The 15,389-nt window shown below is 38.9% G+C and carries 17 protein-coding genes; 12 read left to right on the top strand and 5 right to left on the bottom strand.

Features of this window, described 5'->3' with window-relative positions; all coding sequences use genetic code 11:
- From ATK78_RS20450 to ATK78_RS20435, 4 genes are all read left to right on the top strand, one after another.
- Positions 1–378 (top strand): transposase (locus ATK78_RS20450; protein WP_208112408.1); only part of this gene is annotated, 378 nt, incomplete at its 5' end.
- Between the two features lie 229 nt (positions 379–607).
- Positions 608–1,189, top strand: coding sequence for a TetR/AcrR family transcriptional regulator (locus tag ATK78_RS20445; protein WP_133577987.1), 582 nt, complete (start codon positions 608–610; stop codon positions 1,187–1,189).
- 49 nt (positions 1,190–1,238) lie between these two features.
- Complete coding sequence (locus tag ATK78_RS20440) at positions 1,239–2,030, top strand: SDR family NAD(P)-dependent oxidoreductase (RefSeq protein ID WP_133577986.1); 792 nt, start codon at positions 1,239–1,241, stop codon at positions 2,028–2,030.
- 281 nt (positions 2,031–2,311) lie between these two features.
- Positions 2,312–3,835 (top strand): GxGYxYP domain-containing protein, encoded by a 1,524-nt coding sequence (locus ATK78_RS20435; RefSeq protein WP_243732586.1) that lies wholly within the window; start codon positions 2,312–2,314, stop codon positions 3,833–3,835.
- A gap of 153 nt (positions 3,836–3,988) precedes the next feature.
- Here ATK78_RS20435 and ATK78_RS20430 read toward each other — a convergent pair whose 3' ends face one another.
- On the bottom strand, positions 3,989–5,302 hold the full coding sequence (locus tag ATK78_RS20430; protein WP_133577984.1) for a PD-(D/E)XK nuclease family protein: 1,314 nt from the start codon (positions 5,300–5,302) through the stop codon (positions 3,989–3,991).
- Between the two features lie 255 nt (positions 5,303–5,557).
- Between ATK78_RS20430 and ATK78_RS20425 the strand changes: the two genes are divergently transcribed.
- The 3 genes from ATK78_RS20425 (at position 5,558) to ATK78_RS20415 (ending at position 7,813) form a co-directional block, all read left to right on the top strand.
- Positions 5,558–6,424, top strand: a complete 867-nt coding sequence (locus ATK78_RS20425) for a DUF808 domain-containing protein (RefSeq protein ID WP_133577983.1) — start codon at positions 5,558–5,560, stop codon at positions 6,422–6,424.
- 97 nt (positions 6,425–6,521) lie between these two features.
- Positions 6,522–6,971 carry a DinB family protein gene (locus ATK78_RS20420; protein WP_133577982.1) on the top strand — a complete coding sequence of 150 codons (450 nt, stop codon included), beginning with the start codon at positions 6,522–6,524 and terminating at the stop codon, positions 6,969–6,971.
- Positions 6,968–7,813, top strand: a complete 846-nt coding sequence (locus ATK78_RS20415) for a hypothetical protein (protein ID WP_133577981.1) — start codon at positions 6,968–6,970, stop codon at positions 7,811–7,813. The genes ATK78_RS20420 and ATK78_RS20415 overlap by 4 nt, the downstream gene beginning before the upstream one ends.
- A 15-nt stretch (positions 7,814–7,828) precedes the next feature.
- Here ATK78_RS20415 and ATK78_RS20410 read toward each other — a convergent pair whose 3' ends face one another.
- The 3 genes from ATK78_RS20410 to ATK78_RS20400 all read right to left on the bottom strand — a co-directional run bounded on the left by ATK78_RS20410 (position 7,829) and on the right by ATK78_RS20400 (position 10,463).
- Positions 7,829–8,746 carry a helix-turn-helix domain-containing protein gene (locus ATK78_RS20410; protein ID WP_133577980.1) on the bottom strand — a complete coding sequence of 306 codons (918 nt, stop codon included), beginning with the start codon at positions 8,744–8,746 and terminating at the stop codon, positions 7,829–7,831.
- Between the two features lie 50 nt (positions 8,747–8,796).
- The gene (locus ATK78_RS20405; RefSeq protein WP_133577979.1) at positions 8,797–9,561 is read right to left on the bottom strand and encodes an SDR family NAD(P)-dependent oxidoreductase; all 765 of its coding nucleotides are present in this window, start codon (positions 9,559–9,561) and stop codon (positions 8,797–8,799) included.
- 113 nt (positions 9,562–9,674) lie between these two features.
- Entirely contained in the window at positions 9,675–10,463 is a 789-nt protein-coding gene (locus ATK78_RS20400; protein ID WP_133577978.1) for a carbon-nitrogen hydrolase family protein, read from the bottom strand.
- A 218-nt stretch (positions 10,464–10,681) separates the two neighbouring features.
- Between ATK78_RS20400 and ATK78_RS20395 the strand changes: the two genes are divergently transcribed.
- From ATK78_RS20395 to ATK78_RS20385, 3 genes are all read left to right on the top strand, one after another.
- On the top strand, positions 10,682–11,830 hold the full coding sequence (locus tag ATK78_RS20395; protein ID WP_133577977.1) for a TlpA disulfide reductase family protein: 1,149 nt from the start codon (positions 10,682–10,684) through the stop codon (positions 11,828–11,830).
- A 120-nt stretch (positions 11,831–11,950) separates the two neighbouring features.
- Complete coding sequence (locus ATK78_RS20390; protein ID WP_133577976.1) at positions 11,951–12,220, top strand: 4a-hydroxytetrahydrobiopterin dehydratase; 270 nt, start codon at positions 11,951–11,953, stop codon at positions 12,218–12,220.
- 8 nt (positions 12,221–12,228) lie between these two features.
- Positions 12,229–12,423, top strand: a complete 195-nt coding sequence (locus ATK78_RS20385; protein ID WP_133577975.1) for a hypothetical protein — start codon at positions 12,229–12,231, stop codon at positions 12,421–12,423.
- A 216-nt stretch (positions 12,424–12,639) separates the two neighbouring features.
- Here the strand turns inward: ATK78_RS20385 and ATK78_RS20380 are convergent, their stop codons facing one another.
- Positions 12,640–13,824: a proline dehydrogenase family protein gene (locus ATK78_RS20380; protein WP_133577974.1), complete on the bottom strand. Its 1,185-nt coding sequence runs from the start codon at positions 13,822–13,824 to the stop codon at positions 12,640–12,642.
- 95 nt (positions 13,825–13,919) lie between these two features.
- Here ATK78_RS20380 and ATK78_RS20375 point away from each other — a divergent pair, with 95 nt between their 5' ends.
- Together ATK78_RS20375 and aroB are read left to right on the top strand one after the other, a co-directional pair.
- Positions 13,920–14,126, top strand: coding sequence for an RNA-binding S4 domain-containing protein (locus tag ATK78_RS20375; protein WP_133577973.1), 207 nt, complete (start codon positions 13,920–13,922; stop codon positions 14,124–14,126).
- Positions 14,126–15,205: a 3-dehydroquinate synthase gene (gene aroB / locus ATK78_RS20370; protein ID WP_133577972.1), complete on the top strand. Its 1,080-nt coding sequence runs from the start codon at positions 14,126–14,128 to the stop codon at positions 15,203–15,205. The genes ATK78_RS20375 and aroB overlap by 1 nt, the downstream gene beginning before the upstream one ends.
- The last annotated feature ends 184 nt before the right edge of the window (positions 15,206–15,389 follow it).

Below are 15,389 nucleotides of genomic sequence, written 5' to 3'. Positions count from 1 at the left end.
GTCAAACAATTATTGGCACGCAGCAGATATGTACTGTATAAAAAGCCTTCGGCCTGGACAGACAGCCAAAAGGAACGTGCTGGTCTATTATTCGAACGGTTTCCAGATCTGAAAACAGCGCATGGGCTGAGTATGGGGCTCAGCCAGATCTTTGAACATACCACAGATAAAGTATTCGCGCTGGCAAATCTGGCCAGATGGCATGAGCAGGTAAGACAAACCGGATTCAAGGCATTCAATACCATTGCAAGGTCAATAGAGAACCATTATCAAACGATACTGAATTACTTTGACAACCGTTCCACAAATGCTTCAGCGGAATCTTTCAATGCAAAAATAAAGGCTTTCCGATCTCAGTTCAGGGGAGTAAAAATATAGAATTCTTCCTGTACAGGCTCACTAATTTGTATGCTTAGATATCAAAAAATCATCCCTGCTCCACAACATTTGGGATTGATCCATTACATTTTGGTAATTTAAGGTAATGTATATGGTGAAAAGCTTCAGCCTTATCCTGGTCGTTTAACTGAGTTTAAAGTCAATGGGATTTTAGAATATGAAATGTTATTTCTATTTTTGTATTGATCAATACAAAAATAGAAATACGATGAAAGGGAGGCCAACATTATTTGATAACAAAGATCTGGTGAGTAAGGCTCAGCGTGTATTCTGGGAAAAGGGGTATACTGCCACCTCCCTAAGTGATCTGTTAGAGGTTACCGGAATAGGTTCTGGTAGTTTTTACAACAGTTTCAAGGGAGGTAAAAAAGAAGTTTTTAAAGCGGCAATCTTACAGCGCAGGGAAGCATTTAATAATTTCAGAAAGGAATTGGAAATAAGCGGAACACCATTGGAGTTGATTAAAGATTTTTTCAGGAGCATTGCTAAATCCGCTACGGAGGAAAATTTAAGAGGTTGTATTGTTGCCAATACGGTTGTTGAAATGACATTTGTGGATGATGAGTTGGAAGCAGATGCGGTCCGGATCCTGAAAGATGTTGAAAAGATGTTTGCCGATGTTTTTGAAAAGGAGAAGCTTAAGGGTAATCTCAGCAATCCCTTATCTGGACAAGTGTTAGGAAGATATCTGATGACCTTCTGGTGTGGTTTGAATACGCTTAGAAGGATTTACCCTGACGAAAAGATTCTTGCCGAACAAATAGAAATGCAACTGGACCTACTTCGTTAATTTTTTTTAAACAATTATGTATTGATCATTACAAAAATGAAAAAATAGAATGGATTTAAAATTAAAAGGAAAAAGAGCATTTATAAGCGGCTCCACTCAAGGAATCGGATTCGCGATAGCACAGCAATTATTAGCTGAAGCTGTTGAAGTTATCATAAACGGACGGGATCAGGTAAAGCTGGACAATTCGTTAGCAGCATTAAAAAAAGAGTTTCCGGATGCAATTGTATCTGGAATAGCCGCCGATTTTTCAGATAAACAACAAGTAACAGAACTACTGGCCCGGTTGGATGATATAGATATACTGATTAATAATGTCGGTATATTTGAGCTCAAGGATTTTACAGCGCTTACAGATGAAGACTGGTACAGGATTTTCGAAATCAATGTAATGAGCAGTGTTAGTCTGTCGAGGAAATTACTTCCACAAATGTTGAAAAAGAATTGGGGAAGAGTTGTTTTTATCAGCAGTGAATCGGGCGTTAACATCCCTGAAAATATGATACATTACGGAATGACAAAATCTGCAATGATGGCAGTTAGCAATGGATTGTCAAAATTATCCAGGGGTACAGAAGTGACAGTAAATACCATTTTGGGCGGACCTACTTATTCAGATGGAGTAGCCAATGCCATCGGGTATCTGGCAAATATTCAAAACCAGGATGTTGAGCAGTTGAAGATTGGAATTATGCAACAGACAAATCCCCATTCGCTAATCGGGCGTTTTATCGACCCGGCTGAGATCGCTCATTTAGTAACCTATCTTTCAAGTCCACTTTCTTTGGCTACGAATGGAGCCAGCATAAGGGCAGATGGTGGTGTTTTAAAAACACTCTGATCTAATGGCAGAATGTATTATTGACACTTCTACAAAGGCTCTGTAGAATTTCAGATTAGATAAAATACAAAATTAGTTGTCACTGAAAAATATTTCAAGAAAGACCATCCCCAACTTTCTTCTTAATACTAAATAAATAGTATATTTCTGTTGATATCAGGTGGCCAACTCATATCACAACTATAACCTAACGCTATAATTAACCGATGATAAAACGAATTAAACTACTTAAAATTAAAGTTGCATGCTTTTTTTTGTTCCAATTGTTTGTCATTCCATCCATGGGCCAAATCATATGGCCATCAGGTCAATTGCTTCCTTCTTTTCCTGCGCCTGCTCAGAACCAGGATTTAATTACACTCCGCCAAAACTCTTCTTTCTCCTCAGCAGAAATGTACCTTTTTGCGTCGCTGAAGGGCATCGTAAATAAAACTAAACCACGTATTTTTTCTTATGAAGGTGATGCTTTCGCTGAAGGCCCGCATACCTGGCTCCAGTCCTTAGGTTTGAGCTGGTCCGAACCCGCAGACAAGTGGGACCTGATTACTAAATATCGTAGTGAAATTTCGGGTTTGATCGTTTATGATCCTGCCCAACCACACACGATTAATCTGGCCACAGTACTTGCAAAAAATAAGGGTGCGCTAATTACCTCGCCGTTATTGTTATCCAGATTAACTTCTTCTCCGTATAATTTACCTGTCATACTTGATTTGCAAGGGAAATTTAGCAGTAAGCTGGAAGTTTATCAGTCGTTATATGATATATATTGGCCACATCTTGATCACCGTTTGTTGATTGGACTAAACCCTACTGTGCATAAAGCGGCTCTGCGTGAATATGCAGTAGCCCTGGGTGCTGCAGTAGTATGGCTCGATCCTAAAGTAGCTGGTGAAAGTGAATTGTTAAACAGTTTTCTATCTTCAATGTCCCCGGGTTCAAGTTTTATGGGGTGGTGGCCAGAAGAAGGAGCGGGTGTTGAACGCGCTTCGAAGTATGGCATTGCAACCATTGCGAGTGACTGGTGTTCTAATCTAACGGTACATAGTGGTACCCCCAGGATTGTAAATATAAAACCAATACCTCCCAAACCAGCACTTAATAACAAGATCTATGTTGCGTTTATATTGAGTGATGGAGATAATTTACAATACACAGAACATCTTATGCGTAAACTTTGGAATAATCCGGATCGGGGTACTGTTCCAATAGGATGGACCGTGTCACCTGCCATGCTGGATGCAATGCCTGGTGCACTTAACTACTATTGGCAAACCTCCACCAATAATGATAATCTGGTTTCCGGACCTTCTGGTTATGGTTATACCTATCCCAATACCTGGTCTGATGAAAATTTGTTAAAACAGTTCGTCTCTAAAACGGAGGACTATAATAGTCGTGCTGGTTTACGCGTAATCACCATCTGGAACACTATTGTTGGCGGGATTAACCCGAATGTTGGGAAGATCTTTGCCAGTAAGGCACCATCGCTCCTTGGTGTAACTGCCCAGAACACAGGAGGCGGGCTTACTATCTATAACAACAGCTTGCCGGGAATAGCACTTGCCTGTAATTATTGTACAAATGAACAGGCGATGAAAAATCATATTGCTGCTGCTGCAGCTGGCTGGAATAGAACCGCTCCACGTTTCATGATTATACAGGCGCAGCCATGGACTAATGTATCGCCAACAAGTTTTAAAAATGTGGCTAATTCGCTTAATGCAGATTACATAGTCGTTCGCCCTGATCATCTTTTTCAACTCATTCGTGAGGAAAATGGCATTTCAATTAATCCGAAATAAATGCATTTAGTACCAAGATGAAATAATCTCCTGAAAACTGCTTTTCATCGTTATGCGATTATTGGTGGTATACCGGAAGTAGTAAATACAGATATTCAGCAACCTAGTATTTCTGATGTGCCTGGGATATATGAACGTATTATTTTGTGGGTATCAACCCAAGAACCAGTTTCTTAACCTTTTGACCGAAAACGCAACCATTATAGTTAAAAAGATCACAGTTAAGCTTCTCAAAATATTTGGCACATTCACGTCTTGCTGAACAAATTCAATAACCTGCAATATTATCGTAACGAATGAAATTGTGGTAAACATAAAAACCAAATAATTTAATTTATTGTTTTGCTTAGTTTGAAGACGTTCTAAAACACCTTGATTCATTGATTTTAGGGTTTCAGATTTCGTTGTAACGGCAGATATCAGTTCTTCCAGTTTCCAGGTTTTTGAGATGCATTCCCAAATTCTATAATCTTGCGGTGAAAGGTTAATCTTGTGATTGAATAGGATTGATTTAAACAAGGTAATTCGCTCAAAAGTATTGTTAATGTGGTTATATTCCTTTTCAAGATCCTTAAGCTTAAGAATGTGGGTTTTAATACTTAATTTATTAATCTGGAAAAATAATTTTTTATCCATTTCACTCATTGACAGCCAATTGCAATTTATGTATTCTATCATGCTTTCTAAAGCTCTAAAATGCATATTTGAATCCAATCCCGAATCTGTGTAAATTACCAATGAGTTGCCAATACTGGGGTAAAAATGAATTCCATCAACAATAGAAGCATCAATTAATCCATCATCATCCAATTTTGATATAAAAGAGGAAGATATGCCAGCAATGTCTGAATTATTACAATCGTCAGTTTTAACGTAAAATATTCTATGCATCCAGGCTAAAGCTGGCTGGTTGTCATTGTCTTCATCTATTAATAGATCGCGTTCAAGTAAAGCGGCTTTTAATTTTGCTGTGTATTCAATTATTAGATCGTTGGCTGTTTCAGAGAGTTTCGAACTTAGCTGCTCATGAAATTCTTTAAGTTCAACCGCAGATTTATTTGCCTTAAGTATATATTCAGTATTAAAGGATATTGTTCCTGCGCCTGAATCCATATACTTTAAACATATACCCTTTAGCTTAATTTCTATTTCAGTAGAAACAGTTGTTGTTAACTCTTTTATTTTTTGCTTTAGGGCATCATCAGGTTGATAATTAAACGCTATCAAATATCTGGGTGTAATAGTTAGACCCTGATAGGTATCCACATCAAAACTCAGTTTGCTTGATCTGGATTGATTCGGGGAATATTGCCAGCCATTTTCTGAGGCTGGATTTAATTTCTCAGAAAGAGATTTTTGAACGTCCACATATCCAGAGGCAATAAGTTTCTGGCTATTGATAAATAATTGAGTTCTAAATGGACCAACGAATGTTAAGTAGCTGGTCGAGTTTACGTTAAATACCATACAACAGGGATAAACTTAAAGGTAGTTAATATTTTTCTCTGAGCACGTGTAAAAATTCATCGGATAAAAAAATCTAAATGTAACCATCTGAATCATTATGACATTATGCGCATTAACTCAATAAGATGCATGGAATTCTTTGCTGTAAAATAGCACTGGAGAACAGTAACAGCATTTTTTTTAAAGATATATCTCCGTTTTCTGTGGTAATTCAAAATCGTATTTATATTTTGCGACCCTATTAATAAAATAAATATGGCGTCAGGTTTTTTTGCAATTTTGGATGATATAGCTGCTTTAATGGATGATGTTGCGGTGGCAGCAAAAATAGCGACAAGAAAAACAGCAGGTATTTTAGGTGATGACTTAGCCGTAAACGCAGAAAAAGCGACTGGTTTTCTTTCTTCAAGGGAGTTACCTGTACTTTGGTCAATCACTAAAGGCTCGCTAATCAACAAGATTATCATCGTTCCTATTGCATTACTGCTGAATGCATTTTTTCCAGTCGCTATTAAAATCATTTTGGTTTTAGGCGGGTTTTATCTCGCATACGAGGGGGTTGAAAAAATTGTTGAATACTTTTTTCATCGTCAAAAGAAAGGTCATGAAGTAGTAGCAGAGATTAAACAAGATGGTAATGATGCAGAAAAAGCAAAGATTAAATCTGCGGTAACCACAGATTTCATTCTATCCGTTGAGATTGTGATCATTGCATTAGGAACTGTTTTAGAAGAAACTTTAACCATACAGATCCTAACGGTTTCTGTCGTTGCGCTATTGGCTACAATTGGTGTTTACGGCATCGTTGCCATTATTGTAAGAATGGATGATACTGGTTACAATTTAATTAAGCGCTCTAATGATCAGGGCATCTTTGCAAGCATGGGGCATTTACTGGTTAAATCGCTTCCTGTCATTATCCGGATCTTAAGTGTAGTTGGAACCATTGCCTTGATCCTGGTTTCTGGTGGTATATTTGTTCACAACATTGAATTTTTACACCACTTACTGCCAAACCTGCCATCAATAGTTAAGGAGTTCGCCATCGGATTGGTTGCCGGATTAATTGTGGTAGCAATTACTACAGGTGTTAAAAAGATCATCTCATCCTTTAAAAAATAACACAGTACCAGCTTTATAGAGAAGCATAAAGAATTTTGCTTAAAGGCTTACCATTATTTTTTCAAAAAATCTTAGCTTTAAAATAAAAACAGCTGCTATGTTAACTCAATTATATAAATATAACAACTGGGCAAATTCATTGCTGTTAGATACCTTAATAGCAAATTCTGCCAAGCTGCCAGAATCCTGTATTTTATTGTTCAGCCACATTGTAAATGCCCAAACAAGGTGGCTTGCCAGAATTAACAACACCACACCTGCTGTTGGCGTTTGGCAATTACATGATCTGGAGTTCTGTAGAATATTGCTCGATGAAAATATGGAGGGGTTGTCAAGAATAGATTATCTGGACACCACAGACTCCCCCATCATCAAGTACAGCGTTACAAACAGTGATGTTTATGAAACCTCAATTACTGATATTTTGATCCATGTTTTTAATCATGGTACTTATCATCGCGCACAGATAGCCAGAGATATGAGATTACATAACCTTGAACCTGTCAACACCGATTATATCCAATTTATTAGAGTGCAACCGAAATGAGCGTGACCCGGATTCTGAAAATTACAACCATAGTATTATTGCTTGCACAAGTTGGCTGTACTAATAACCAGAAAAATGACTACGTATTCGATGAATTCAGTAATCAAATTGAAAAACATGGTATGAAAATAGACTCGGTTGACCATTCAGGTCTGATTTATATCTCAAAGGGTGAATTGACATTAAAAGTTAGTCTTGATAATGTAAGAAGAGATTACGAAAGAGATAAAGAAAAAGCAGGTATTTCAAACTTCGTTAAGACGCTTGTATCATACACGATTAAAATCCCATCAAAATGGGTTGATGCAAAGAACAACATCTATATTTCTTTATTCCCAACAGATAGCGCTTCTAAAGATTTTCTATTTCAAAAGATTACAGATGAATTTGGAAAAGTATATGTTCATGTTGAAGATGATAAGTTAAGCTGGATTATGAAAGATGATCTGAAAAAATGGGAGATCACTGATACCGTTCTGGATCGCCAGGCAAATCTGAATGCCGATAGTCTCTTAAAGACAACAGATATTTCATTTGATTGGATTGAAGGGCACAAACTTGGACGAATTGAATCAGAAAGAGGGAGCTTAAAGGGTGCTCTTCTATTTGCGCCTGCAATGAAAGATAAATTAAAGAATGGCTTTGGCTTTCCATTTTATGCAGTAATTCCAGTTAGGGATTTCTGCTATATTTTTTCAGAGAAGGATTTTGATTTTTTCTCAAAACGGATCGGCAAAATAGTCGTTGATGAATACAAAAAATCAGGCTATCCGGTTTCGACGGAAATTTTAAAGTTTACAGATTCAGGCATAGAATCGGCTGGGAAATATCCGGTAGAATAAAGACTATATTGCAGGCTAAGAACGAAATGCCAAAGGAGCAAAAGAAGTCTGTTTTTTGAAATACTTGGAAAAATGTCCCGGATCATCATAACCCAGCGCATAGGCAATTTCACTGATGCTCCAGTAAGTTTGTTTCAGTAAAATTTTAGCTTCCTGGATGATCCTGTTGCTGATAATCTCTGTAGTTGTACTTCCGGTAACCTCCTTTAGCACTTTATTCAGATGGTTTACATGTACGGCAAGCTGGTCTGCATAATCTTTTGCCGTACGCAAAACGAGCCGCTGGTGTGGCGATTCCATAGGGAACTGCCGTTCAAGCAATTCAATGAACAAAGATGAGATGCGTTCAGATGCATTATGGGCAGTGCCCAGCGCCGAGATTGGCTGTAGCTTCTGCCCATAATGAATCAGTTCTAAGATCAGGTTCCGCAGCAGATCAAATTTATATTTATAATCAGAAACCAGTTCCCTCTGCATTTTCCGGAAAATGTATTCAATTTCTGTTACCTCTGTTTGAGAAAGTTGAAATATTGGCAATTGACCGGGCTTAAATATTGGCAGCTCGTCCAACTGGATACCCGTTTTGCCTGATGATAGGAAGTCGGCCGTAAAAATACAGAACATACCTGCCTGATCGGTACCGTCCGGCAGCCAGTGGTACGGAATTTTAGGCGTTGCGAACAACAGGGCATTCTCCCGGATATCAATCACCTTGTCCGCATATTCAGCGGTATTTTTACCCTTTATCCAGCTAATCTTATAATAAGCCCTTCTGCTGTAAGGCATAATGCGGGTACCGGTTTCTTTATTAAACAGGGTCTCCGTTTCAAATACATTGAAGTGGCCAATTTCCTTGTCGATACCTTCGGGCAAAGCAACTGTATTTTTTTGATAAAAATCATCCAAAGAGGTGGTGTCGATCATACCTTTCATGTAATCAAATATAACCTTCTGCACAGAAAAACTGATCTATTCTCAAAAAATTATACAAACATACCACCAGATATTTCTATGCGCTGTGCATTGACCCATTTGGCATCGTCAGAACATAGGAACGCCACTACCCCACCAATATCTTCTGCCATACCCGGACGGCCCAATGCGGTCACACTACCTACAAAATTGCTCATTTCTTCGCTATCACGCAGATGGCCGCCACTAAAATCGGTAGCGATTGCACCCGGAGCGATGGTATTCGCCTTGATGCCGCGTGATCCCAGTTCTTTGGCCAGGTATCTGGTAAACACTTCTATTGCACCTTTCATGGATGCATACGCAGAAAAACCAGGTAAGCTAAAACGGGCAAGTCCGGTAGATACATTGACAATTCCACCACCATCGTTCATCAAACCGAGCATCTTTTGGGTAAGGAAATAAACTCCTTTAAAATGAATATTCAGTAATTCATCAAACATCTCTTCTTCCACACTAACAATAGGTGCATTTATTCCAATACCTGCATTATTGATCAGAAAATCGACATGGCCGGCACCAAATTTATCGTTCAGTACTTCTTTAAGCTTCCCGATAAAGGAATCAAAGCTTTTCACGTCGCCTGTGTTCAACTGCAAGGCTGAAGCTTTTTGTCCAGCTCCCTCAATTTGCGATACCACATTTTGCGCCTCATCTGCTTTAGTATGATAGGTCAATATGACATCTATTCCTTTTTCGGCAAGCCTAAGTGCCATATCTTTACCTAAACCCCTGCTTCCGCCAGTAATCAATGCAATCTTATTTCTATTTTCCATTTTGTATTATAATTTATGATACAAAGGTCTAAAGAATGCTTAATCGCTGTTAGGAACAATCAATCGGTTACTTGTACATTTCAAATGATCAAAATTATCGGTTGGTATATCTGCTATTTATAGAGGTCACTTTTGAATCTTTTTGCAAGAAAACCGGTAGCCAGGGCAAGGTCCAGGTCTGCAACAATTACACCCGCACGTCCATAAACTTCATGCACCAGGCAGCTGCCATCCGGGTTTATAATGGAACTTGCCGATTCGGAATAACGTGAAGCATAATTTGAACTGGCAAAATATATGGTATTTTCCAGTGCCCGCATCATCATGGCCTTTTCATAGTAAGGGCTTTTCACATCGCCCCAGCTTGTTAATTCTCTACCACTGGAATCGCTGCCGCTAAAATGAGGGTGAAACACCACCCTGGCATCGTTACGGGCAGCCCAACGAACCGATTCAGGATATCTAAACCCTTCATGGCAAATGGTAATGCCAAACTTAAGTCCGTTTACTTCGAAAATATGACGTTCTTTCCCTGGAATCCAAATGTGATCTTCACTGGGATCCAGCTGGTTCTTTGTTTGAAAGCCTAAAACCTCACCTTTACCGGAGATAACATGGGCCAGGTTTAAGATCCCGTCAGGATGATGCCAATCCATAGGAACAATAATGGCTATAGCATGCTCGGCAGCAATTTCACATACCCTGTCCAGCGCCAGTTTTAATTTTTCATGTGTACGGTCTTCCGGCGGATACTCCATACCCGGATAACCGGGAAGATACGATTCCGGAAAGCAGATGATTTCAGCCTGCTCCTTTACGGCATCTTTCACTAGTTTTTCAAGCCAGAATAACCCTTCTGCTATCGATTTTGGAATTGGCGGGGAAGCTACTGCAATCTTCATCGTTTCTAATATCATTTAAATTTTTCGTCAATGCATTTCTGGAACCGGCATCAACAACACCGAATTACACCTAAAGATATATAAAATACTGTCCTGAAGAATACAAGGATGCCATTTTACCCTATTTTTCTAATTTATCTAAAATAGACGCATCTCAATTAACTAAATATTTAGTTAATAATATATACCTTTGTAACATACAAAACAAAATCTTAGAAATGGCTGCATCACATTTACAACTAAACAGGTACCTGATATCCGGATTATTCATTTTCAGTTTACAACTCATTGCGGTCTGCACATTTGGCCAGCAGAAATTTACCATCAGTGGTAAGCTTACCGGAGGTGCGGGCAAAACACTGTATCTTTCTGCTGACGGGTACATTGCCAACACGGATAAACAAAAATCAGATTCAGTAGTGATCGGTAAAGACGACAGCTTCCAGCTTTCAGGTAAGATCAAATACCCGGGTTTATACACACTATTCTTCAATGGGCAAAAGTCCTTTCTCATTTTCTATCTTGATCAAACACCGGTAACGATCGCTGGAAATGCCGATGTCATATACCGCAGCAACGTTAGTGGTTCCGAAGACGAGAAACTGAAGAATGAATTTTTTGAGAAGGACGGGGTGATCCAACGGCAGATGGAAGCTAATCTTTCTGCTGCTCAACAGGCAAAAAAAGCTTTAGATACGATAACTACGTTAAGGTACAGCAAAAAGGTTGATTCCCTAAACCAAATAAGAAAAGCCGATGTAAATGATTTTATGGCCAGCCATCCTGTTACCTATCAAACCCTGCAGAACATGGAAGCTTTTTTGGGTAGTTTAATCCCCTATGACACAGCGGAAAAATATTTAGTGCCCCTATCGAAAAAGTTTGCTGCAAATCCCATATTCATCAAAGTATCTCAGCTGATAGCTGGAAATAAACGTTCGGCAGTAGGTCAAACCATTCCGGATATCGTACTTCCGGATACAACCACTAAAAATACAATCAGCCTAAAAGATCTGCGTGCGGTTAATCATTATGTGCTTATCGATTTCTGGGCCAGTTGGTGCGCCCCCTGCAGGGTCAATACACCGGCATTGCAAAAAATGTACAGCAAATATAAACCGCAGAAGTTCGAAATTTTGGGTATTTCTCTTGATGCAAGCCTGGCCAGTTGGAAAAAGGCCATCCGGGAAGACCAGACAAACTGGCCACAGGCATCCGATTTAAAAGGCATGGACAATAAATTTGCATTGATGCTGGACGTACAGACCATACCACTTTATATGCTTGTGGACAAAACCGGGAAAGTGATCCTTCGGACGCACAAGATCCAGGAGGTCGAAGAAAAGATGGAGCAGTTGTTTAAGTAAATTCCACACCTTTCTAAACTTAAAGGCAGTTGTTTTGTTATTACAGTAGCGCATGTTTTGTTATTACAATTACAGCAGCCTATCAAATTACAGTACCGTATCAAAACTAACTTAATTAAAATGGAAAGTGTGATCCAGATCCAATGGCAGGAAGTTGAAAATAAACTATACAAGGCCATCATATTCAAAGATTTTCAGGAGGCTTTTGCCTTTATGGTTAAAGTTGCTTTCCTGGCGGAGAAAAATAACCACCATCCAAAATGGACCAATGAGTGGAATAAAGTAGAAATGTGGCTAAGTACACATGACGCTGGGGATATTGTTACCGAGAAAGACAGGGTACTCGCCAAACAGATTGATGAGTTACTTGGTTTAACAGATATTAAATAAAAACAATCATGGAAACAGAAGAAATAAGATCAATGTTAGAAATTATTGACCAGCAGGTAAGCTCTTCAATTCTGGGTGGAATGGAAGAAAAATATGAAGAGCTGGAGCGATTGGGATACATAAAGATCAATCGTGACAGTGTGCAGCACTCCGCTGCGTTAACCGAATTTGGCCACGATTATTTAGAGAAGGATTGGGATTAAGGATTTGATATTCTTTAACCCAGTTTCTAAGTGTCATCGCATTTAATATTTCTACAAACTGTTTTATTTAATAAATCAGTTCCTCATCACAACAAGAGGGTGCATCATAAGCATGACCACCCTCTTGTTTGTTTTTTACTCTTCCCCTACAGGGGTATTTTCAAATATTCATTCTCAGAGGCCGAATTTCACTTATGATACTCCTCTTTGTATAGATTAAGCGTTCCTTCTGGTTTTTTCTTTTACGATCAGATCCAGTTCTCTACTGGTTTGCCCCGCAATGGATGTATTTTCCTGGGCTCTTCTAAAGAGGTATGGCATCACCGCTTTAATTGGTCCGTAAGGAACATATTTGGCCACATTATATCCTGAATCTGATAAGTTAAAGCTTAGATTATCACTCATTCCAAGTAATTGTGAGAAATAAATATGAGGATGATTGTGGCTGATGTTATGTTTATCCAATAACTCAGCTAATATTCTGCAGCTCATCTCATTGTGAGTACCGCAAACCAAACCAATGCGGTCCACATTTTCCGCACAATGAATAATGGCATCGTTATAATCCTGGTCAGTAGCCGCTTTATCAGGTTGTATTGGCGATGGATACCCCATTTCCAATGCCCGTTTGCGTTCCTTTTCCATGTATGCACCACGTACTACCTTAGCACCAAGTAAGAAACCTTCAGCTTTAGAGATCAAAAGATCAGCTTTAAGATCAGCCAGTTTATCATGGCGGTACATTTGGTACGTATTATAAACAATCACCTTCTCCCGATTAAACAGGCGCATCATGTCCAGAGAAAGTTCATCAATCGTATTCTGAATCCAGGTTTCTTCCGCATCGATCATTACCGGAACACTTCTGTTAAACGCAGATCTGCAGATCTTTTCGCAGCGCGATTTAACAATGTCCCATTCTTTCTGCTCTGCATCGGTAAGCACCATACCAGCGTCTAATTTCTCCAGCAAACCAAACCTGGCAATACCTGTAACCTTAAAAACAGTGATCGGAATTCGTTGATCTCCATCTGCACGCTCAATGGTACGGATAATCTCTTCGCAGGTAAAATCAAACACCGACTCTTCGTCCTCCCCTTCTACGGAGTAGTCTAAAATTGTTCCAACGTTTCCGCTGCTTAACTGTGAAATGGTATGTTCGCATTCTGCGATGGTTTCGCCTCCGCAGAAATGTTTAAAAATAGTTGCTTTAATGATCCCTTTTATCGGCAGGCCAATGTTCAGGAAGAAATTGGTAACCGGCGGACCAACATTAGTTAGAAAATTACTGCTAATCATTTTAAAAAGCCAGTAAGCCGCGTTTAGTTCGCCCTTTGATTTATTGCGGAAAGCAATTTCAGTATTGTCAAAATTCAATCTTTTCTTCGGAGATATTTCCATTTAAAGGTTTTGCTGTGTAAAATCGTTTGCAAAAGTATAAATTCCCTTGCTATCAGAGGTAAACACTTTATAAATAATTGTAAGTTTGCCTTACCATGATAGAATTTAAATTAGAAGGTGAGTTTATACCCCTTATTCAGCTGCTAAAAGCAACTGCATTGGTTCAAAGCGGCGGCGAAGCACAGACTGTTGTTGAAGACGGCCTGGTCAAGTATAATGGAAAAGTGGATTACCGCAAAAGATTAAAAGTGCGGATCGGTGATATAGTCGATTTTATGGGTCAGAAAATAAAAGTAATTTAATGAATAAGATAGACAGTGCCGGACATTCCATTCATTTTGAAACGCAGTTGGCCCCGTTAACTGACATCATTAAATCTGGTAAGTACAGTAAGATCTTTGTATTTGCTGACGGCAACACCTCCCAATTGTGTCTGCCCCTGTTTCAGGAGCTGCTTGGTGATTTTCAAGCATTCGACCTGATAGAAACCGATCCGGGAGAAGAGAATAAGAACATAGACTTTTGCATTGGCATCTGGAAAACATTATTGGATTTTGAAGCAGACCGTAAATGTCTGATGATCAATTTAGGTGGCGGTGTAATCACAGACATGGGCGGTTTTGTGGCCTCTACCTATAAACGTGGTATCGACTTTATCAATATCCCAACTACCCTACTTGCTCAGGTAGATGCATCTGTAGGCGGAAAGACCGGGATTGATATTGATAACGTTAAAAACATGGTGGGTGCGTTTACCCTTCCACAAGCGGTATTTATAGAAAGTGGTTTTTTAAAGACCCTGCCTAAAAGAGAACTCCTTTCTGGTTTTGCAGAAATGATCAAGCACGGCTTGATCGTTGATCAGGACTATTATAAAATGCTTAAGAAAAGTGATTATAAAAAGATCAGTTCTGATGCCATTTACCGTTCAGTAGAGATCAAGAACAAGGTGGTTACCGAAGATCCGCACGAAAAGGGAATCCGGAAGATCCTGAATTATGGTCATACCATCGGGCATGCTGTAGAAACCTACTCCCTGATCCATGATAAAAATCCGTTGACCCATGGTGAAGCTATTGCTATAGGCATGGTTTGCGAAGCCTATCTATCCAGCAATAACAACAATTTAAGTCACGATGAACTGATAGACATCAGTAACTACATCTTAACCACCTATCCTAAGTATACCATCAAAGAAGATAGTTTTACAGACCTGCTTGCTTTTATGAAAAGTGATAAAAAGAATGAGAACGGACAGATCATGTTTTCCCTGTTAAGCAGCATAGGTACCTGCAGTATCAATTGCAGCGTTACTGAAAATGAGATTAAAGAGAGTCTTTCTTATTATAACATTATCAATAAAAACATTGCAAACGATTAATATTCGGGTAGCCTGAAAATAGAAAAGCCGGGCAACCTTAAATCTTTTTTTAAATAACTATTGACAAATTAAATTTTGTTAGTACATTTGGAAAAACAAAAAGCATATTTTGAAAAATATCACTACATATTGGTTTGGTTACTTTTACTATTTTAGTAAGAGCCGGGACTAATATGCAATAAAA

Origin of the sequence: Pedobacter metabolipauper (assembly GCF_004362715.1) — a bacterium.
GTDB lineage: Bacteria > Bacteroidota > Bacteroidia > Sphingobacteriales > Sphingobacteriaceae > Pedobacter > Pedobacter metabolipauper.
This window is presented reverse-complemented; position numbering and strand designations above follow the sequence as displayed.